This window comes from Streptomyces javensis (genome assembly GCF_039525925.1).
In the GTDB taxonomy this organism is placed as follows: domain Bacteria; phylum Actinomycetota; class Actinomycetes; order Streptomycetales; family Streptomycetaceae; genus Streptomyces; species Streptomyces asiaticus.
Map to the genome: position 1 here is coordinate 23,056 of NZ_BAAAIF010000033.1, position 14,388 is coordinate 37,443.

Sequence of the window (14,388 nt, forward strand, 5' to 3'; positions counted from 1 at the left end):
CCAGTCGTTCCCGGCCACTTAGTAACCCTTCAGACGGTTACTATATTCGCATGGATCCCTCGACGGAGCAGGTCCCGCGGCCGCGGGTCACCGCTGGGCTGCGGGCGCTGCGCTTCGACGCCGGCAGCCTCGCCCTGAACCTCGTCGCCTCCCTCGGGCGGCGCGGCAGCACCCCGATCGAGCGCCTCGGCACCCTCGACCGGCTGCGCGAGTGGTGTGACGGCGTCGGGTTGCGGCTCCAGGACGAGGCCGTCACCGAGGAGCTCCGCACCGAGCTGCGGACGCTGCGCGAGGCGGCGTACGACGTGGTGGCGGCGGTCGTCCACGAGCGGGCCCCGGCCGCCGCGTCCATCGCGCTGCTCAACGACCGGGCGCGCCCCGCCCCGCCGCAGCCGCTGCTGAGGGCCACCGGCACCGGGGTCGAGGTGGACGGCGCCGATCGTCCGCTGACCGGGCGGGAGCTCCAGTCGATCGTCGTCCGTGACCTCATGGCGGTGCTCGGGGATCCGGAGCGGCGCGGGGCGCTGCGGGCGTGCGACTCCTCGCTGTGCACCATGATCTACCTCGACCCCACACCGGGCAGAAGGCGCCGGTGGTGCTCCATGCGGCTGTGCGGCAACACCGCCAAGGCCGCGAGACACCGGCAGCGGCGGTCGTCCACCGCACCGGCCGGGTCCTGACGCACTGGCCGGGTCCTGACGCCTCGACCGGTCCTGAAGCCCCGACCGGGTCCTGGCGCCCCGGCGCTCCCAGGGCCGCTGTTTCCGGTGGGCCGCCCGGGGCACCCGAGGTGGCCGGAGGGTTGCCGATGGCCGAAGAGAGCGACACCGACCCCGCACCGAAAGCACGACACCCGGGCCGGGCCTGCGGTTCCGGGGGAGCGGTGGCCGCCGTCGCGCTGACCGTGGCGACCGGGGCGATGGACGCGATCAGCTTTCTGGCCCTGGGCGGCGTCTTCACCAGCGTCATGACCGCCAATCTCTCCCTGCTCGGCATGTCCACCGCGTCCCTGGACGCGACGCTCGCCCGGGACTCCGCGGTCGCCATGGCCGGATACATCGTGGGCGCGCTGGTCAGCGGCCGGATCGTGCGCGGCTCCCGGCCGGCCCTGCGGGCCCGGTGCGCGCTCACGGTGGAACTGCTCGTGCTCGGTGGGCTCTGGGCGGTGTGGGTGTCCGCCGACGGCCACCCCACCGGTGGCCTGCGGCTCGGGCTGCTGGCGATGGCCGCGCTCGCCATGGGAGGCCAGAGCGGTCTGGTGCGGGCCGTCGGGCCGCCCGGCTTCTCCACCACGTATCTCACCGGCACCCTGACCGGGGTGCTGGTCGACGCGGTGCGCAGCGGAACGGTGCGCCGGCTCAGCATCGCGCTGCTGGGTGGCCTGGTGGTGGGGGCGGCGGCGGGCGGGCTGCTGGTGGCCCATGCCGCGCGGGCCGCGCCCGCCCTGCCGACCGGGCTGGTCGGCCTCGTTCTGCTGGCGTCCCTGACCTCCCTGGCCCGGGATGCCCAGGGCCATCTCTGGCCCCACGCCGAGTAGCCCGCCCCAAGCCCGCACGCGCCGGGGCGGGTTGACCCTTGATTCACCCTTCCAGCGGGGCGTCATCCGATGTCAGACTCGGGCCGTGACCGACTTTGACATGCTTGTGATCGGGTCCGGGCCGGGTGGCCAGAAGGCTGCCATCGCCGCCGCGAAACTCGGTCGCCGGGTAGCCGTCGTCGACCGTAAGGAGATGGTGGGCGGGGTCTCCCTGCATACCGGCACCGTTCCGTCCAAGACCCTGCGCGAGGCGGTGCTCTATCTCACCGGATTGACCCAGCGGGATCTCTACGGCCAGAGCTACCGGCTCAAGGAGGAGATCACCGTCGCCGACCTGACGGCCCGCACCCAGCATGTGGTCAGCCGTGAGGTGGATGTCGTCCGCAACCAGCTCTCCCGCAACCGGGTCGCGATGTTCTCCGGCACCGGGCGGTTCGTGGACGACCACACCGTGGCCGTCACGGACGCCACCGGCCAGGAGCAGCTGCTCACCGCCCAGCACATCGTGATCGCCACCGGCACCCGACCGGCCCGCCCCGCGAGCGTGGAGTTCGACGAGCGGACGATCATGGACTCCGACAGCGTCCTCAATATGGAGCGGGTGCCGCGCTCCATGGTCATCGTGGGTGCCGGGGTGATCGGGATCGAGTACGCCTCGATGTTCGCCGCCCTGGGCAGCAAGGTCACCGTGGTCGAGCAGCGCGAGGGGATGCTGGACTTCTGCGATGTCGAGATCGTCGAGGCGCTGAAGTACCGGCTGCGCGACCTGGCCGTCACCTTCCGCTTCGGCGAGACCGTGGCGGCCGTCGAGCGCCATTCGCGGGGTGCCCTGACCATCCTGGAGAGCGGTAAGAAGATCCCCGCCGACGCGGTGATGTACTCCGCGGGGCGCCAGGGGCTCACCGACGCGCTGGACCTCGCCAAGGCGGGGCTCACCGCCGACCGGCGCGGCCGGATCGCGGTGGACGAGCACTACCGCACCGCCGTGCCGCACATCTACGCGGTCGGCGATGTCATCGGCTTCCCGGCCCTGGCCGCGACCTCCATGGAGCAGGGGCGGAGCGCGGCGTACCACGCGTGCGAGGAGCCGGTGAACCCGATCCACCACCTCCAGCCGATCGGGATCTACAGCATCCCCGAGATCAGCTTCATCGGCCGCACCGAGGACCAGCTCACGGACGAGAAGGTGCCCTTCGAGGTCGGGGTCTCGCGCTATCGCGAGCTGGCGCGGGGCCAGATCGTCGGCGACGGCCACGGCATGCTGAAGCTGCTGGTCTCCCCGGAGGACCGGAAGCTGCTCGGCGTGCACTGCTTCGGCACCGGCGCCACCGAGCTGATCCACATCGGCCAGGCCGTGATGGGCTGCGGCGGCACCGTCGACTACCTGGTGGACGCGGTGTTCAACTATCCGACCTTCGCCGAGTCCTACAAGGTCGCCGCGCTCGACGCCACCAACAAGATGCGCGAGGTCGACCACCTGCGGGACTGACCCCGGCCTCCGGCCCTCCTCCGCGCCCCGCTCCTGAATATCCCTTTTGGGATACTGGGAGGCAGACCGGGAGGAGGGCTGAGATGACTCGCGCAGTCGGTATTGACCTGGGTACGACCAACTCGGTCGTATCGGTCCTGGAGGGCGGCGAGCCGACCGTCATCACCAACACCGAGGGCACCCGGACCACCCCTTCGGTGGTGGCCTTCGCCAAGAACGGCGAGGTGCTGGTGGGGGAGGTCGCCAAGCGCCAGGCGGTGACGAACGTGGAGCGCACCGCGCGATCGGTCAAGCGCCACATGGGCGAGGACCGGTGGCGGTTCCCGGCCACCGGCGATGTGGACGGCAAGCGCTACACCGCGCAGGAGATCTCCGCGCGGGTGCTCCAGAAGCTCAAGCGCGACGGCGAGGCGTACCTCGGCGAGGACGTCACCGACGCCGTGATCACCGTCCCCGCGTACTTCAACGACTCCCAGCGCACCGCCACCAAGGAGGCGGGCGAGATCGCCGGGCTGAAGGTGCTGCGGATCATCAACGAGCCGACGGCCGCCGCCCTGGCGTACGGGCTGGACAAGGAGAACGACCAGACCATCCTGGTCTTCGACCTCGGCGGCGGCACCTTCGACGTCTCGCTGCTGGAGATCGGCGAGGGGGTGGTGGAGGTCAAGGCCACCAACGGCGACACCCACCTCGGTGGCGACGACTGGGACCAGCGGATCGTGGACCATCTGGTCTCCCGCTTCGGACACGGCTACGGCGTGGACCTGTCCCAGGACAAGATGGCGGTCCAGCGGCTGCGCGAGGCCTCCGAGAAGGCCAAGATCGAGCTCTCCGCGGCCAGTGAGACCACGATCAACCTGCCCTACATCACCGCCTCCGACCAGGGCCCGCTGCACCTGGACGAGAAGCTCACCCGCTCGCAGTTCCAGCAGCTGACCGAGGACCTCCTGGAGCGCTGCAAGGCCCCCTTCCACCAGGCGATCAAGGACGCCGGGATCAAGACCGCCGACATCGACCATGTGATCCTGGTCGGCGGCTCCACCCGGATGCCCGCCGTGACCGGCCTGGTCAAGGAGCTGACCGGCAAGGAGCCGCACAAGGGCGTCAACCCGGACGAGGTCGTGGCGATCGGCGCCTCCCTCCAGGCGGGTGTCCTCAAGGGCGAGGTCAAGGACGTGCTGCTGCTGGACGTCACCCCGCTGTCCCTCGGTATCGAGACCAAGGGCGGCATCATGACCAAGCTGATCGAGCGGAACACGACCATTCCGACCAAGCGCTCGGAGGTCTTCACCACGGCCGAGGACAACCAGCCGTCGGTGCAGATCCAGGTCTTCCAGGGCGAGCGCGAGATGGCCGCGTACAACAAGAAGCTCGGGATGTTCGAGCTGACCGGACTGCCGCCCGCGCCGCGCGGGGTCCCGCAGATCGAGGTCGCCTTCGACATCGACGCCAACGGCATCATGCATGTCTCCGCCAAGGACCTCGGCACCGGCCGGGAGCAGCGGATGACCGTCACCGGCGGCTCCGCGCTGCCGAAGGACGACATCGACCGCATGATGCGCGAGGCCGAGAGTTACGCGGAGGAGGACCACCGGCGCCGCGAGGCCGCCGAGACCCGCAACCAGGCCGAGTCGCTCGTCTACCAGACCGAGCGGCTGCTGCGGGACCAGGCCGACAAGGTGCCCGGGGACGTCCGGCAGGAGGCCGAGGCGGCGGTCGCGGATCTGAAGCGGACGCTCGAGGGCGAGGACACCAACGCGATCCGCGAGGCCACCGAGCGGACCGCCGCCATCGCGCAGAAGATCGGCACCGCGATCTACGCCCAGGCCCAGCAGTCCGGCCCGTCCGGCGGCGGCGGATCGAGCGGTCCCTCCGGGGAGGGAGAGGGCCAGGCCCACGCCGCCGAGGAGGACGTCGTGGACGCGGAGATCGTCGACGACGAGAAGGCCGGGGACGAGCCCAAGGGCGGCGCCGGCTGACCGTCCCGCCTTCCGGGACGGCTGACCGTCCCGCCTTCCGGGACGGCAGACCGTCATTGCTTCCTGGCCGGCTCGCCCCGCCGCGCCGACACCTCCACGAGTTCCGAGCGCCCCTTCGCGGTGAGATGCAGGATCGGAATGGCCTTGTTGCGTGGATTGCCGTTGTTCTGGAACGAGATGAACCCACTCGCCCCCGGTACCTGCTGACGGCTGTTCATCTGGTGGAACATCCGGGCCACCGATTCCCCGGTCACCTCGCCCAGGGACGCCATCTGGATGCCCTGGGCGGCGGTGAGCACCGCGTCATGCGCCATGATCGCCTGGCCGTCCTGGTGCTGGTCGTCGGGGAACCACTTGGCCAGCAACCCGCCCGGCTGGAAGTGCTGGGCCGACGGACGGGAGACGGCGTCGGGGTCCTCCTTCCACATATCGGGGTGCGCCAGGCCCGTGTAGAGCACCCGCACCTTGCTCTCGGCGGCGTGGGCCAGGTCATCGGCGGTGAGGTTGGTGGTGTCGTCGCCGGTGATCACCATGAACTCCCGGTCCTGGCACGGCCGGTTGGCGATCGCGTCCAGGAACCGGGTGAGGTGCTTGCCGCGGCCCGCGAAGAAGACCGCCTCCGGCTTCTGGTCGCACAGCTGCCCCGGCATGTAGCGCAGTTCGTTCTCCCAGGCGCCGCGCACCGAGGAGTCATAGGTCATCCGGTCCGCCACCAGCTGGTGGCCCTCGATGTCCTGGAAGACCTTGGTGAAGGCGTCGCCCAGCGTCTTGGCGTAGTAGTTCTCCCGCGCGTCGTCCTGGACCACCACCGCCCGGCGGACCTTCTCCTTCTTGAGGTACGCGGAGGCGGCGTACGCCTCGTCCACATTGGTCGGGGAGACCCGGACGAGCCCCTTGATGCCCTCTATGTTGGTGGCCGTCATGGTGCTGGCGACCAGGGCGAGTCCGTTGTCGGACAGCCGCCTCAGCGCGTCGAGGTTCTGGGTGTCGCTGGGGCCGAGCCCGGTGACCGCGACCAGCTTGTCGTCGGAGGTCTTCCGGTCGATCAGCTCATCGACGGTGTGCTCCCAATGGGCCGCGCTGCTGCCCATGTTGGCGACCAGCAGCTTGATTTTGGGGGAGGAGGAGAGATCGCCGCGGTTGTGCCGGTACTGGGCCAGATACGCGCCCTCGAGCTCATGTCGGACCGACTCCTCGGAGTTGCTGTCGTCCTCGGTCAGCGTGAACGAGGTCATATAGGCGACGCTGACGTACTTGTCACCGTGCTTCTCGACCAGTTCGTTCTCCGCCTTGATCTTCTTCTCCACGGGCCCCAGATGGTCGGCGAAGGTGTACGAGCCATCGGTGACGCCCACGCACTCGCGGTCGTCGCCCATCTTGACGACACCGTCACCGCACCGCGCCCGCCGCTCCTCGAACCAGTTCACGGTGAGCGGGATCGCCACGGCGAGCACGGTCAGAACGATCACGCCGATCACCACTCGGCGCACGATGTGCAGTGGCCATTCCAGTCTCGGCACCGGTCTCACCCCTCGCCCGCGCGCGTCAGCGGATGGCGCCAGTGGCGGTACCGCTCCGCCTCGTTGAACAGGGCCACGATGTCGTTCCTCCGCAGTCGTGAGAGCTGGTTGAAACCGTCGGCGATCATGTCGTTCAGCCGCATCCCGGGGTCGGCCAGCGGATCGCTCCACACCCAGCGCACCGTGATCAGCTCCCGGATCACCGAGGCCGTGGTGACCGCCTCCGGGGGCTCGTCGGGGGCGAGGTCGGCGAGCAGCTCCAGCGGTCCGCCGGCCTGGCCCAGCCGGTTGGGGGCGGCCGTGATGGTGTTGAACTCAGCTATCCACTGCGCCGCGGGCACCACCGGGAAGCGCTCCACCAGATACCCGGTCACCTCGTCGATCCGCTCCGCCGCCAGCCGGTGGTACATCTCCTGGACCGGGCGGCCCTCGGACCTGAAGTGCTCGGCCAGCAGCTCCTGCACCGCGTCCCAGTCGTCCGGACGCCCGGCCAGCCGCCACAGCAACAGCCGCCGCAGCCAGGGGTGCAGGGCCGGGGTCACGGTGCCCGGGCTGTGCAGCAGCCAGCGGTCGCGGACCTCGCCGAACAGCGAGTCGCCCGAGCCCAGCAGCCGGGTGGCGATGGACAGGTCGCGGGCCGCGGCGCACTCCTCCAGCGCCATCCGCCGCGCGGGGTCGAAACCGCGCAGCAGATGGTCCAGGGCGGCCTCCGCCAGCGTCCGGGTGTCCTCGCCCTCCCGCGGGGTGCGGTCCGGCAGGGTGCGCAGCCAGCGGTCCTGCTCGGCGCCGTCCTCCACGGGCACGGACGAGTGCCGGAGCAGCTCCAGGACCAGGCTGACCGCCCGGGGGAGCCCCGCGGTCAGCCGGTGGACGAAGGGCGCGAGCCGGGTGAACGGCGCGAGGTCGGGGTGGTGGCGCAGCTCCAGCTCGATCCGGATGCGCACCTCGTCCAGATTGAGGTCGCGCAGCCGCAGCGGATACCACCAGGTGTCATCGCTGTCCCGGCCCGGCCGGTGCTCGCTCCAGTCCGCCAATGAGGCCCGGTCCGGGCCGCGCAGCCGCCATGGCCACTGGTCGCCGGTGGCCGGGCCCCAGCGGGGCAGCCACCGGTTGGAGCTCGCCACGACAGTGAGCGGATCGCAGTCGGCGCCCGCCACCACGGCGTCGTCATGGCGGGCCCGGATCAGCAGGTCGAGGAAGCGACGGCCGTGCTCCGTATGGGAGTTGTCGAGCAGCAGCAGATACGAGCGGGGCATGAACGAGTGGCGCACATTGCTGCGCATGTCCTCCAGCAGGGCCGAGAACAGCACCCGGTCCAGCCGCTCCTGATCGTCCTCGTCCCCGTCGTGGCGCCACAGGTTGAGCTCGACCAGCGCCTCCCACGGATCCCGGCTCTGTAGCAGCGGATGGCCGCCGTACCAGGCCGCGCTGCTGGTGAACTTGCGGCCCGGCAGCCGCCTCCGGCCGCGCCGCAGCGCGTCCCGCAGCAGCGCGAGCGCCGCCGTGGAGGCGCCGTCGGGAGCGCCCACGGCGCCTCCGGCCACCTCGAAGAAGGCGGCGAGATAGTCGCCGTAGCGCGCCTCCGCCTGCTCCTGGAACGCGTCCAGCTCCCGCCGGATGTTGCGCCGCCCCTCCGCCAGGCTCGTCATCCGCAGCTGGTGGTCGGAGGCGAGCAGACCGAGCGTCAGCCGCGGGAAGTGCGAGCGGCGGTAGCGCGGCAGCTTGCGCTCCAACTGGCGCGCGAGCAGCGCCAGGGCGTACCGCGGCAGCAGGGCCTGCTCACCGCCGACATTGACATACGCGAACGGCGTCTCGGGGCCGAACTTCTCCATCAGCGCGCCATGGGCGTCGCTGGCCCCACTGCCGCGCGGCCCCAACAGCATGATCACCGGCCGCTCGTCCGCGGGCTCCAGCCTGAGACACTCCCCGACCAGACTGATGATCCCGCTGCGGCCTCTTAAGCCCACGCCCATTCCGGATTCCGCCACGTGCCCCCGTCCCCCCGTTCAGGCCCCCGTAGGCAACTAGGGGTCCTTTACCCACATTCACCCCTTCGATAGCGGGCCGTTCCCAAACGTACTCCGGGTGCGGGCCGCGCCGACATCCCCTTTCCCCGTGAGGTTCCTCCGGCCGCGAGGGCCGCCCCCCGCTCAGCGGCGGAAGATCTCCAGCCGGGTGGGCGCGGGCCGCCCCGGCGCGGGCAGGTCGAGCCCGCGGCGCCCCGGGGTGATCGACCCCAGCACGCTGGCATGGCGGGCGCCGGTGCAGCTCGGCACCGTACCGGCCAGCCCATGGGCGGTCAGGAAGGCGAGGACGGCGAAGGCGTACGCCTCCTTGGCCGCCGCCGGAAGGCCGAGGTCGTCGGAGGTGCGCAGCGCGATGGGGCCCAGCTCCCGGCGCAACGCCCCCATCAGGGTGGGGTTGCGGGTGCCGCCGCCGGAGGCGATCACCTCGGTGGCGTGCGCCGACCGCACCGCGTCGGCCACCGTCCGGGCCGTCAGCTCGGTGACGGTGGCGACCACGTCATCGTCCGGCACCGGGCCCGTGGCGGCCAGGGCGGCCCGCAGATAGGACGCGTGGAACAGCTCCTTACCGGTGGTCTTGGGCGCGGGCAGCGCATAGTACGGCTCGGCCAGCAGCCGCTCCAGCAGCGGTTCGTGGACGGTGCCGCGCGCCGCCATGGCGCCGTCCGCGTCATGGTCGAGACGGCCGCCCGTCAGATCGGCGGCCGCCGCGTCGATGAGCGCGTTCGCCGGGCCGGTGTCGAAGGCCAGCGGGTCCCCGGCGCGGGAGACCACCGTGATGTTGGCGATCCCGCCCAGGTTCAGGGCGGCGCACACACCGGGCCGCCCGCGCAGCCACAGGGCGTCCACCAGGCTGACCAGAGGAGCCCCCTGGCCGCCGGCGGCCACATCGCGGGCGCGCAGATCGGAGACCACCGGGCAGCCGGTGGCCTCGGCGATCCAGGCGGGCCGGCCGAGCTGGAGCGTGCCGTGCACCCGCCCGCCCTCGGCCCAGTGGTACGCCGTCTGGCCGTGGGAGCCGATCAGGTCCGTACGCCCCTGGCACAGCTCCCGGTCGGCGCGGACCGCGAGCGCGGCGAACGCCTGGCCGATCCGGGTGTCGAGCGCGCACACGTCCCGCATGGTGGTGGCCGCCGGGGGCAGCGCGGCGCTCAGCGCCGACCGCAGCGCCTCCGGATACGCCTCGCTGACCAGCCCCAGCGGGGCCAGCACCACGGTGTCGCCGTCGAGCACCAGATCGGCCGCCGCGGCGTCCACCGCGTCATGGGACGTGCCCGACATCAGACCGATCACCCGCATGATGTCTCCTCCTCCCGCTCGGCCCCCCGCTCCGCCCGCGCCGCGTCGGGCAGCGCGCCGCGGTGGTTCTCCCCGCGCAGGGTGAACAGGGCGACCACGCTGATGGCGCAGGTCACCGTCGTGTAGTAGGCCGGGATGTCGACCTCGCCGGTGCGCTTGATCACCTCGGTGATGATGAGCCCGGCGCATCCGGAGAACACCGCGTTGGACAGCGCGTACGCCAGTCCCAGACCCGTGTAGCGGACCCGGGTCGGGAACATCTCGGCGAGCATGGCCGGACCGGGCCCCGCCATCAGGCCCACCACCACGCCCGCCACGAAGACCGCCACTCCCTGGACCCATGCCGAACTGCCCGGATCCTGGAGGACATTGAGCAGCGGGAAGGCCAGCACCACCACCAGCGCGGCCCCGGTCAGCATCACCGGCCGCCGCCCGATCCGGTCGCTCAGCAGCCCCGCCGGGAGGATGGAGAGCGCGAAGCCCGCGTTGGCCACCACGGTGGCGACCAGCGCCTGCTGGAAGGTGGCGTTCAAGGTGGCCTGGAGATACGAGGGCATGACGACCAGGAAGGTGTAACCGGCCGCCGCCCAGCCCATGATGCGCGCGGCCCCCATGACGATGGCCCCGGCCACCTCACGGGGGTCCGCCACCCGCTCCGGTCCGGCGCCTGACGCGGTGCCGGAGTCCCCGTCCGCCGCCGCGCGGAAGAACGGGGTCTCCGCCAGCCTCAGCCGCAGCCACAGGGCCACCAGCCCGATCGGCAGGGTCAGCAGGAACGGCAGCCGCCACCCCCAGTCGCCCAGCGACTCCTCGCTCATCACGGTGGCCAGCACCGCCGCCATCCCGGCCCCGGCCAGCAGCCCCAGCGCCACGGTGAACGACTGCCACGCCCCGTACAGCCCGCGGCGGCCCGGCGGAGCGAACTCCGTCATGATCGACACCGCGCCACCGAACTCCCCGCCCGCGGAGAGACCCTGGAGGATCCGCAACAGGGTGAGCAGCCAGGGCGCGGCCGCGCCGATCGTGTCGTACGTGGGCAGCGCTCCGATGAGCGTGGTGGCGCCGGTCATCAGCAGGAGCACCAGGATCAGCGTGGGCCGGCGCCCGATCCGGTCGCCGACCCGGCCGAAGACGGCGGCGCCGATGGGGCGGAAGAAGAACGCGATCCCGAAGGAGGCATAGGTCTTGACCAGGCCCTCGATCTCGCTGCCGCCGTCCGGGGTGAAGAAGTTGGCGCCGATGATCGTCGCGAAGAAGCCGTAGACACCGAACTCGTACCACTCGATGAAGTTGCCGATCGAACCGGCCACCAGCGCACGGCGCGGGGCCCGCCCGGCAATACGCTCGCTGGGATCCGCTGGGGACGTCGTCACATCCGGGCCCTTTCAGCCGTCACCGCCAAGGGGATGTGATGTCCGTACCCGTCAGGGAGCGCGGTTACCGGTGCGAGCGCGGCTCCAGCGGCGCTCGAGGTCCGGGCGGGTCCCTCCGGTACGGCCCCGAGGCGCCGTACGGGCCTGAGGTGCCGTACGGCCCCGAGGCGCCGTACGGCCCCGAGGTCCCGCGCCCGTCCTCAGCCGCGCAGCACCGCATTGCACTCCCGCTGGAGCGCGATGTCCTGCCACATCGGGTGCTGGGGCGCCGCGTTGGAGCACACCACCGCCCCCCACGCGCCCACCCGCGCCGACTCCTCGACCGCGCGACGGCAGAACGCGGCCCCCACCGGGCCCTCCTCGAAGGTCCCGTGCAGCGGGGTGTAGCCGATCCAGCCCTCGCCGAAGACCAGCGGGACCCCGCTCGCGGCCGCCCAGTCCGCGGCCGCCTCGATCCAGGTGACCAGCCGCTGGTCCATCGCCAGCCGGTGCACGGCGTAGCGGTCGTACAGCCAGGCGTCCCAGCGGTCGGGGTCGCACCAGTCGTGGACGTAGATCTCCCGGGGGCCGACCGTGGTGGCCTCCAGCCGCCAGCGATCACCGGGCGGAGGGGCCCAGTCGGCCAGATCGGGGGCGCCGGGGCGCAGCAGCTCCCGGCGGACCTGCTCCTGGGGGAAGGGACGGGCCCGGTCGCGGATGGCGAAGGTGGTCAGCAGCTCGTCCAGCACCCCGTAGACATACGGGTGGAAGACCGCCACATCCACCTCGCGCGGGACCCCGCGCAGCGAACCGACCGGGACCTTGGCGTAGTTGACCGTGACCGGCCGATTCGGGTGGCGCTCCTTGAACCGGGCGAGCCCCCGCTCCAGCCGCGGCCGCAGGGCGACGACCTTGTCCGCGCCGTCCAGCCCTTCGGTGAGCCGGCTGCCCTGGACCTCGTTGTGCAGCTCGGTGAAGGCGATCCGGTCGTCCAGACCGTGGATCACCAGGAAGTCGATCAGATCGGCGAGCGCGTCCGCGAGCGCTTCGGCGCGCCGCTCGGGATCGACGGCCATCAGCGCGTCGAACCAGGCCCGGTCCTCGCCGAACGACGGGCTCTGCTGGTACTCCCAGCTGGAGAGGATGACGAAGCAGTCATGGCGCAGGGCCGCCTCGAACAGCTCGCGCAGCCACGCCCGTCCGTCGATCTCGCCCCCGCCGCCCAGGTCGTACCAGCGCATCCGCTGCCCGTACGCGCCGCCCAGCGCCGACGGCCGCAGCTTGGTCGTATCGAGCCGGGAGCCGAAGAGCAGGAACGGCATGGCGCAGATGCGCACCGTGTTGTAGCCGCGGGCCACGGCATCCTCGAAGGCGCGGTCGAGATCGGCGAAGGGCTCATCCGGGCCGGTGCGGGTGTACCAGCTGAAGTCCCACAGCGAGATGGTCAGTTTGTCCGGCAGATGCGGCGACAGCGTCACAGGGGGCTCCCCGCGGTCGGCGGCTCGGCGATGACAGAGATGAGAGATCGGTTCATCGTCCGGGGGTGCCAACGGGCTGTCAAGATGTATTCATAAATAATGGCCAGAGCTGCCCCGCCTCAGGCGATCCAGCCGTAGCCGGGCCGTGGTCTGCGCGAGGCCGGGGGCGCGCCGACGCTCTCCAGGTCGTGCTCGGCGGCCTGCACCAGCTGCTGCCCCAGATCGCTGAGCGCCCGCCCGGCCGCGAGCTCATCGCCGATCACGGGCACGTCCTCGTCGTCCGGGTTGCACCGGGCCAGTCCCCGGCCGGTGAGCGCCGTGGCCCCGGTGTCCAGCTCCACCCGCGCCCTGGTCCGCCCCTCGTCCTCGGAGAGGTAGAGATGGACCTTCCACTCCACTGTGTGCGACATGGTCTGCTCCTCACCTTCTGACGGCCGCTTCCGACGGCCGCATCTGGCGCCAGAAGCGCCCGGACCCCGTGGTGGCGGCCGGAGCCCCGCTCAGCGGCGGTTCCTGCCGGACCACGCGGGTTCCACCACCTTCCACTCTGCCTCCCAACGGGCGTAACGCCTGCGGTCCAGGGCCCGGCGGACCCGGGCCCGCCCCATGAACGCGAGCGCGGCCACCGTCGCCGCGGTGATACAGCCGGTGAACCAGCCCATGGTCCGCGCGGTCGAGGGGGAGGAGGGCGGCTGCGCCAGGGCGCCCTCGCGGTTCACCCAGACCCGTACCTCGTCCCCGGAGTCGCCGTCGCCCGCCACCGTGGCGGTGCCCGTATGGCGCTCACCGTCGTCCGCGACCCAGCGCACCCGCGCCTGCCGCGGCTCCCGCACATCGCTGTGGGCCGGGCCGGGTGTGGCGTCGGCGAGCTTCGCGGTGATCTGGTGCCGGGCCGAGGTCTCGGCGGCCACGACGCCCATCTGGGAGGCGTGTGCCGCGTACCCCGCGCTGATCGCGGCGGCCGGCAGCCCGACCACGAGGATCAGCGCGAACAGCACGGTGCACCAGGTCTGGATCCGGTCCGTCCGGCGGCGCAGCGGGTTGGGCCCCTTGGCCGGGCGCTTGAGCAGGGGCGGACGCGGTCCGAATACGTGTCGCGGTCCGTGGGTGTTCATGGTCTGGCCTCCAGCGGGTGCTGACGTCGGCGCGCGGTCGCGCGGGCGTCGGGGTCAGGTGCGCGGGGCGGGCTGATGGGCGCCGGGCACCATCCGCGCGCTGATCGCCGTGCGGTTGTAGGCGTTGATCACGACGGCGGCCCAGATCACGGCCGCCACCTGCGGTTCGTCGAAGACCTCGCGGACGGCCGCGTAGACCTCGTCCGGCACATGGCCGTCCTGGATCGAGGTCACCGCCTCGGTCAGTGCGAGCGCGGCCCGCTCCCGCTCGGTGAAGAACGGGGTCTCCCGCCAGGCGGCGAGGGTGTGGATCCGCTGCTCGGTCTCGCCCTGGGCGCGGGCGTCCTTGGTGTGCATGTCCAGGCAGAAGGCGCAGCCGTTGAGCTGCGAGGCGCGGATCCTGACCAGCTCCAGCAGCTCTGGCTCGACCCCCGCCGCCCGGGCGGCCCGCACCGCCGCCCGGTGCAGCTCGCCCATCGCGGCGGACACCTCGGGGGCGAGGCCCTTCAGATCCAGCCGGGCGGTGGTGCGGGCCGGGGTGGTCGTCGTCATCGGTGAAACTCCGTTTCGTCGCGGTCGGTCGCGGTCGGTTGTG

12 protein-coding genes are annotated in these 14,388 nt (G+C 71.8%); 4 read left to right on the plus strand and 8 right to left on the minus strand.

The annotated features are described in order from the left end of the window. Window positions 1–50: 50 nt before the first annotated feature. The 4 genes from ABD329_RS26575 to dnaK all read left to right on the plus strand — a co-directional run bounded on the left by ABD329_RS26575 (window position 51) and on the right by dnaK (window position 5,005). Entirely contained in the window at window positions 51–680 is a 630-nt protein-coding gene (locus ABD329_RS26575; RefSeq protein ID WP_198281362.1) for a CGNR zinc finger domain-containing protein, read from the plus strand. A gap of 128 nt (window positions 681–808) precedes the next feature. Beyond that, window positions 809–1,537 (plus strand): YoaK family protein, encoded by a 729-nt coding sequence (locus tag ABD329_RS26580; RefSeq protein ID WP_344316999.1) that lies wholly within the window; start codon window positions 809–811, stop codon window positions 1,535–1,537. An 85-nt stretch (window positions 1,538–1,622) separates the two neighbouring features. Continuing rightward, complete coding sequence (gene sthA / locus ABD329_RS26585; protein WP_198278787.1) at window positions 1,623–3,026, plus strand: Si-specific NAD(P)(+) transhydrogenase; 1,404 nt, start codon at window positions 1,623–1,625, stop codon at window positions 3,024–3,026. 83 nt (window positions 3,027–3,109) lie between these two features. Beyond that, window positions 3,110–5,005: a molecular chaperone DnaK gene (gene dnaK / locus ABD329_RS26590; RefSeq protein ID WP_198278786.1), complete on the plus strand. Its 1,896-nt coding sequence runs from the start codon at window positions 3,110–3,112 to the stop codon at window positions 5,003–5,005. A 53-nt stretch (window positions 5,006–5,058) separates the two neighbouring features. Here dnaK and ABD329_RS26595 read toward each other — a convergent pair whose 3' ends face one another. The 8 genes from ABD329_RS26595 to ABD329_RS26630 form a co-directional block, all read right to left on the minus strand. Then, a complete protein-coding gene (locus ABD329_RS26595) occupies window positions 5,059–6,525 on the minus strand; it encodes an ABC transporter substrate-binding protein (protein ID WP_198278785.1) in 1,467 nt (488 codons plus the stop codon). Between the two features lie 5 nt (window positions 6,526–6,530). Next, complete coding sequence (locus ABD329_RS26600) at window positions 6,531–8,513, minus strand: hypothetical protein (RefSeq protein ID WP_309142796.1); 1,983 nt, start codon at window positions 8,511–8,513, stop codon at window positions 6,531–6,533. Window positions 8,514–8,675: 162 nt separating this feature from the next. Next, complete coding sequence (locus ABD329_RS26605) at window positions 8,676–9,848, minus strand: anhydro-N-acetylmuramic acid kinase (RefSeq protein ID WP_198278784.1); 1,173 nt, start codon at window positions 9,846–9,848, stop codon at window positions 8,676–8,678. Beyond that, window positions 9,839–11,221: an MFS transporter gene (locus tag ABD329_RS26610; protein WP_198278783.1), complete on the minus strand. Its 1,383-nt coding sequence runs from the start codon at window positions 11,219–11,221 to the stop codon at window positions 9,839–9,841. Before ABD329_RS26610 ends, ABD329_RS26605 begins: the two co-directional genes overlap by 10 nt. A gap of 200 nt (window positions 11,222–11,421) precedes the next feature. Beyond that, complete coding sequence (locus tag ABD329_RS26615; protein ID WP_198278782.1) at window positions 11,422–12,678, minus strand: cellulase-like family protein; 1,257 nt, start codon at window positions 12,676–12,678, stop codon at window positions 11,422–11,424. A gap of 119 nt (window positions 12,679–12,797) precedes the next feature. After that, window positions 12,798–13,088 carry a DUF1876 domain-containing protein gene (locus tag ABD329_RS26620; RefSeq protein ID WP_138910709.1) on the minus strand — a complete coding sequence of 97 codons (291 nt, stop codon included), beginning with the start codon at window positions 13,086–13,088 and terminating at the stop codon, window positions 12,798–12,800. A 90-nt stretch (window positions 13,089–13,178) separates the two neighbouring features. After that, entirely contained in the window at window positions 13,179–13,793 is a 615-nt protein-coding gene (locus ABD329_RS26625) for an Rv1733c family protein (protein WP_198278781.1), read from the minus strand. Between the two features lie 54 nt (window positions 13,794–13,847). Then, entirely contained in the window at window positions 13,848–14,345 is a 498-nt protein-coding gene (locus ABD329_RS26630; protein WP_198278780.1) for a carboxymuconolactone decarboxylase family protein, read from the minus strand. Window positions 14,346–14,388: the final 43 nt, after the last annotated feature.

Excerpts from the sequence above, each read along its gene's own strand:
- ABD329_RS26625 (WP_198278781.1), bottom strand. The coding sequence starts at position 13,793 with ATGAACACCCACGGACCGCGACACGTATTCGGACCGCGTCCGCCCCTG.
- ABD329_RS26630 (WP_198278780.1), bottom strand. The coding sequence starts at position 14,345 with ATGACGACGACCACCCCGGCCCGCACCACCGCCCGGCTGGATCTGAAG.
- ABD329_RS26575 (WP_198281362.1), top strand. The coding sequence starts at position 51 with ATGGATCCCTCGACGGAGCAGGTCCCGCGGCCGCGGGTCACCGCTGGG.
- ABD329_RS26605 (WP_198278784.1), bottom strand. The coding sequence starts at position 9,848 with ATGCGGGTGATCGGTCTGATGTCGGGCACGTCCCATGACGCGGTGGAC.
- ABD329_RS26620 (WP_138910709.1), bottom strand. The coding sequence starts at position 13,088 with ATGTCGCACACAGTGGAGTGGAAGGTCCATCTCTACCTCTCCGAGGAC.
- ABD329_RS26580 (WP_344316999.1), top strand. The coding sequence starts at position 809 with ATGGCCGAAGAGAGCGACACCGACCCCGCACCGAAAGCACGACACCCG.
- dnaK (WP_198278786.1), top strand. The coding sequence starts at position 3,110 with ATGACTCGCGCAGTCGGTATTGACCTGGGTACGACCAACTCGGTCGTA.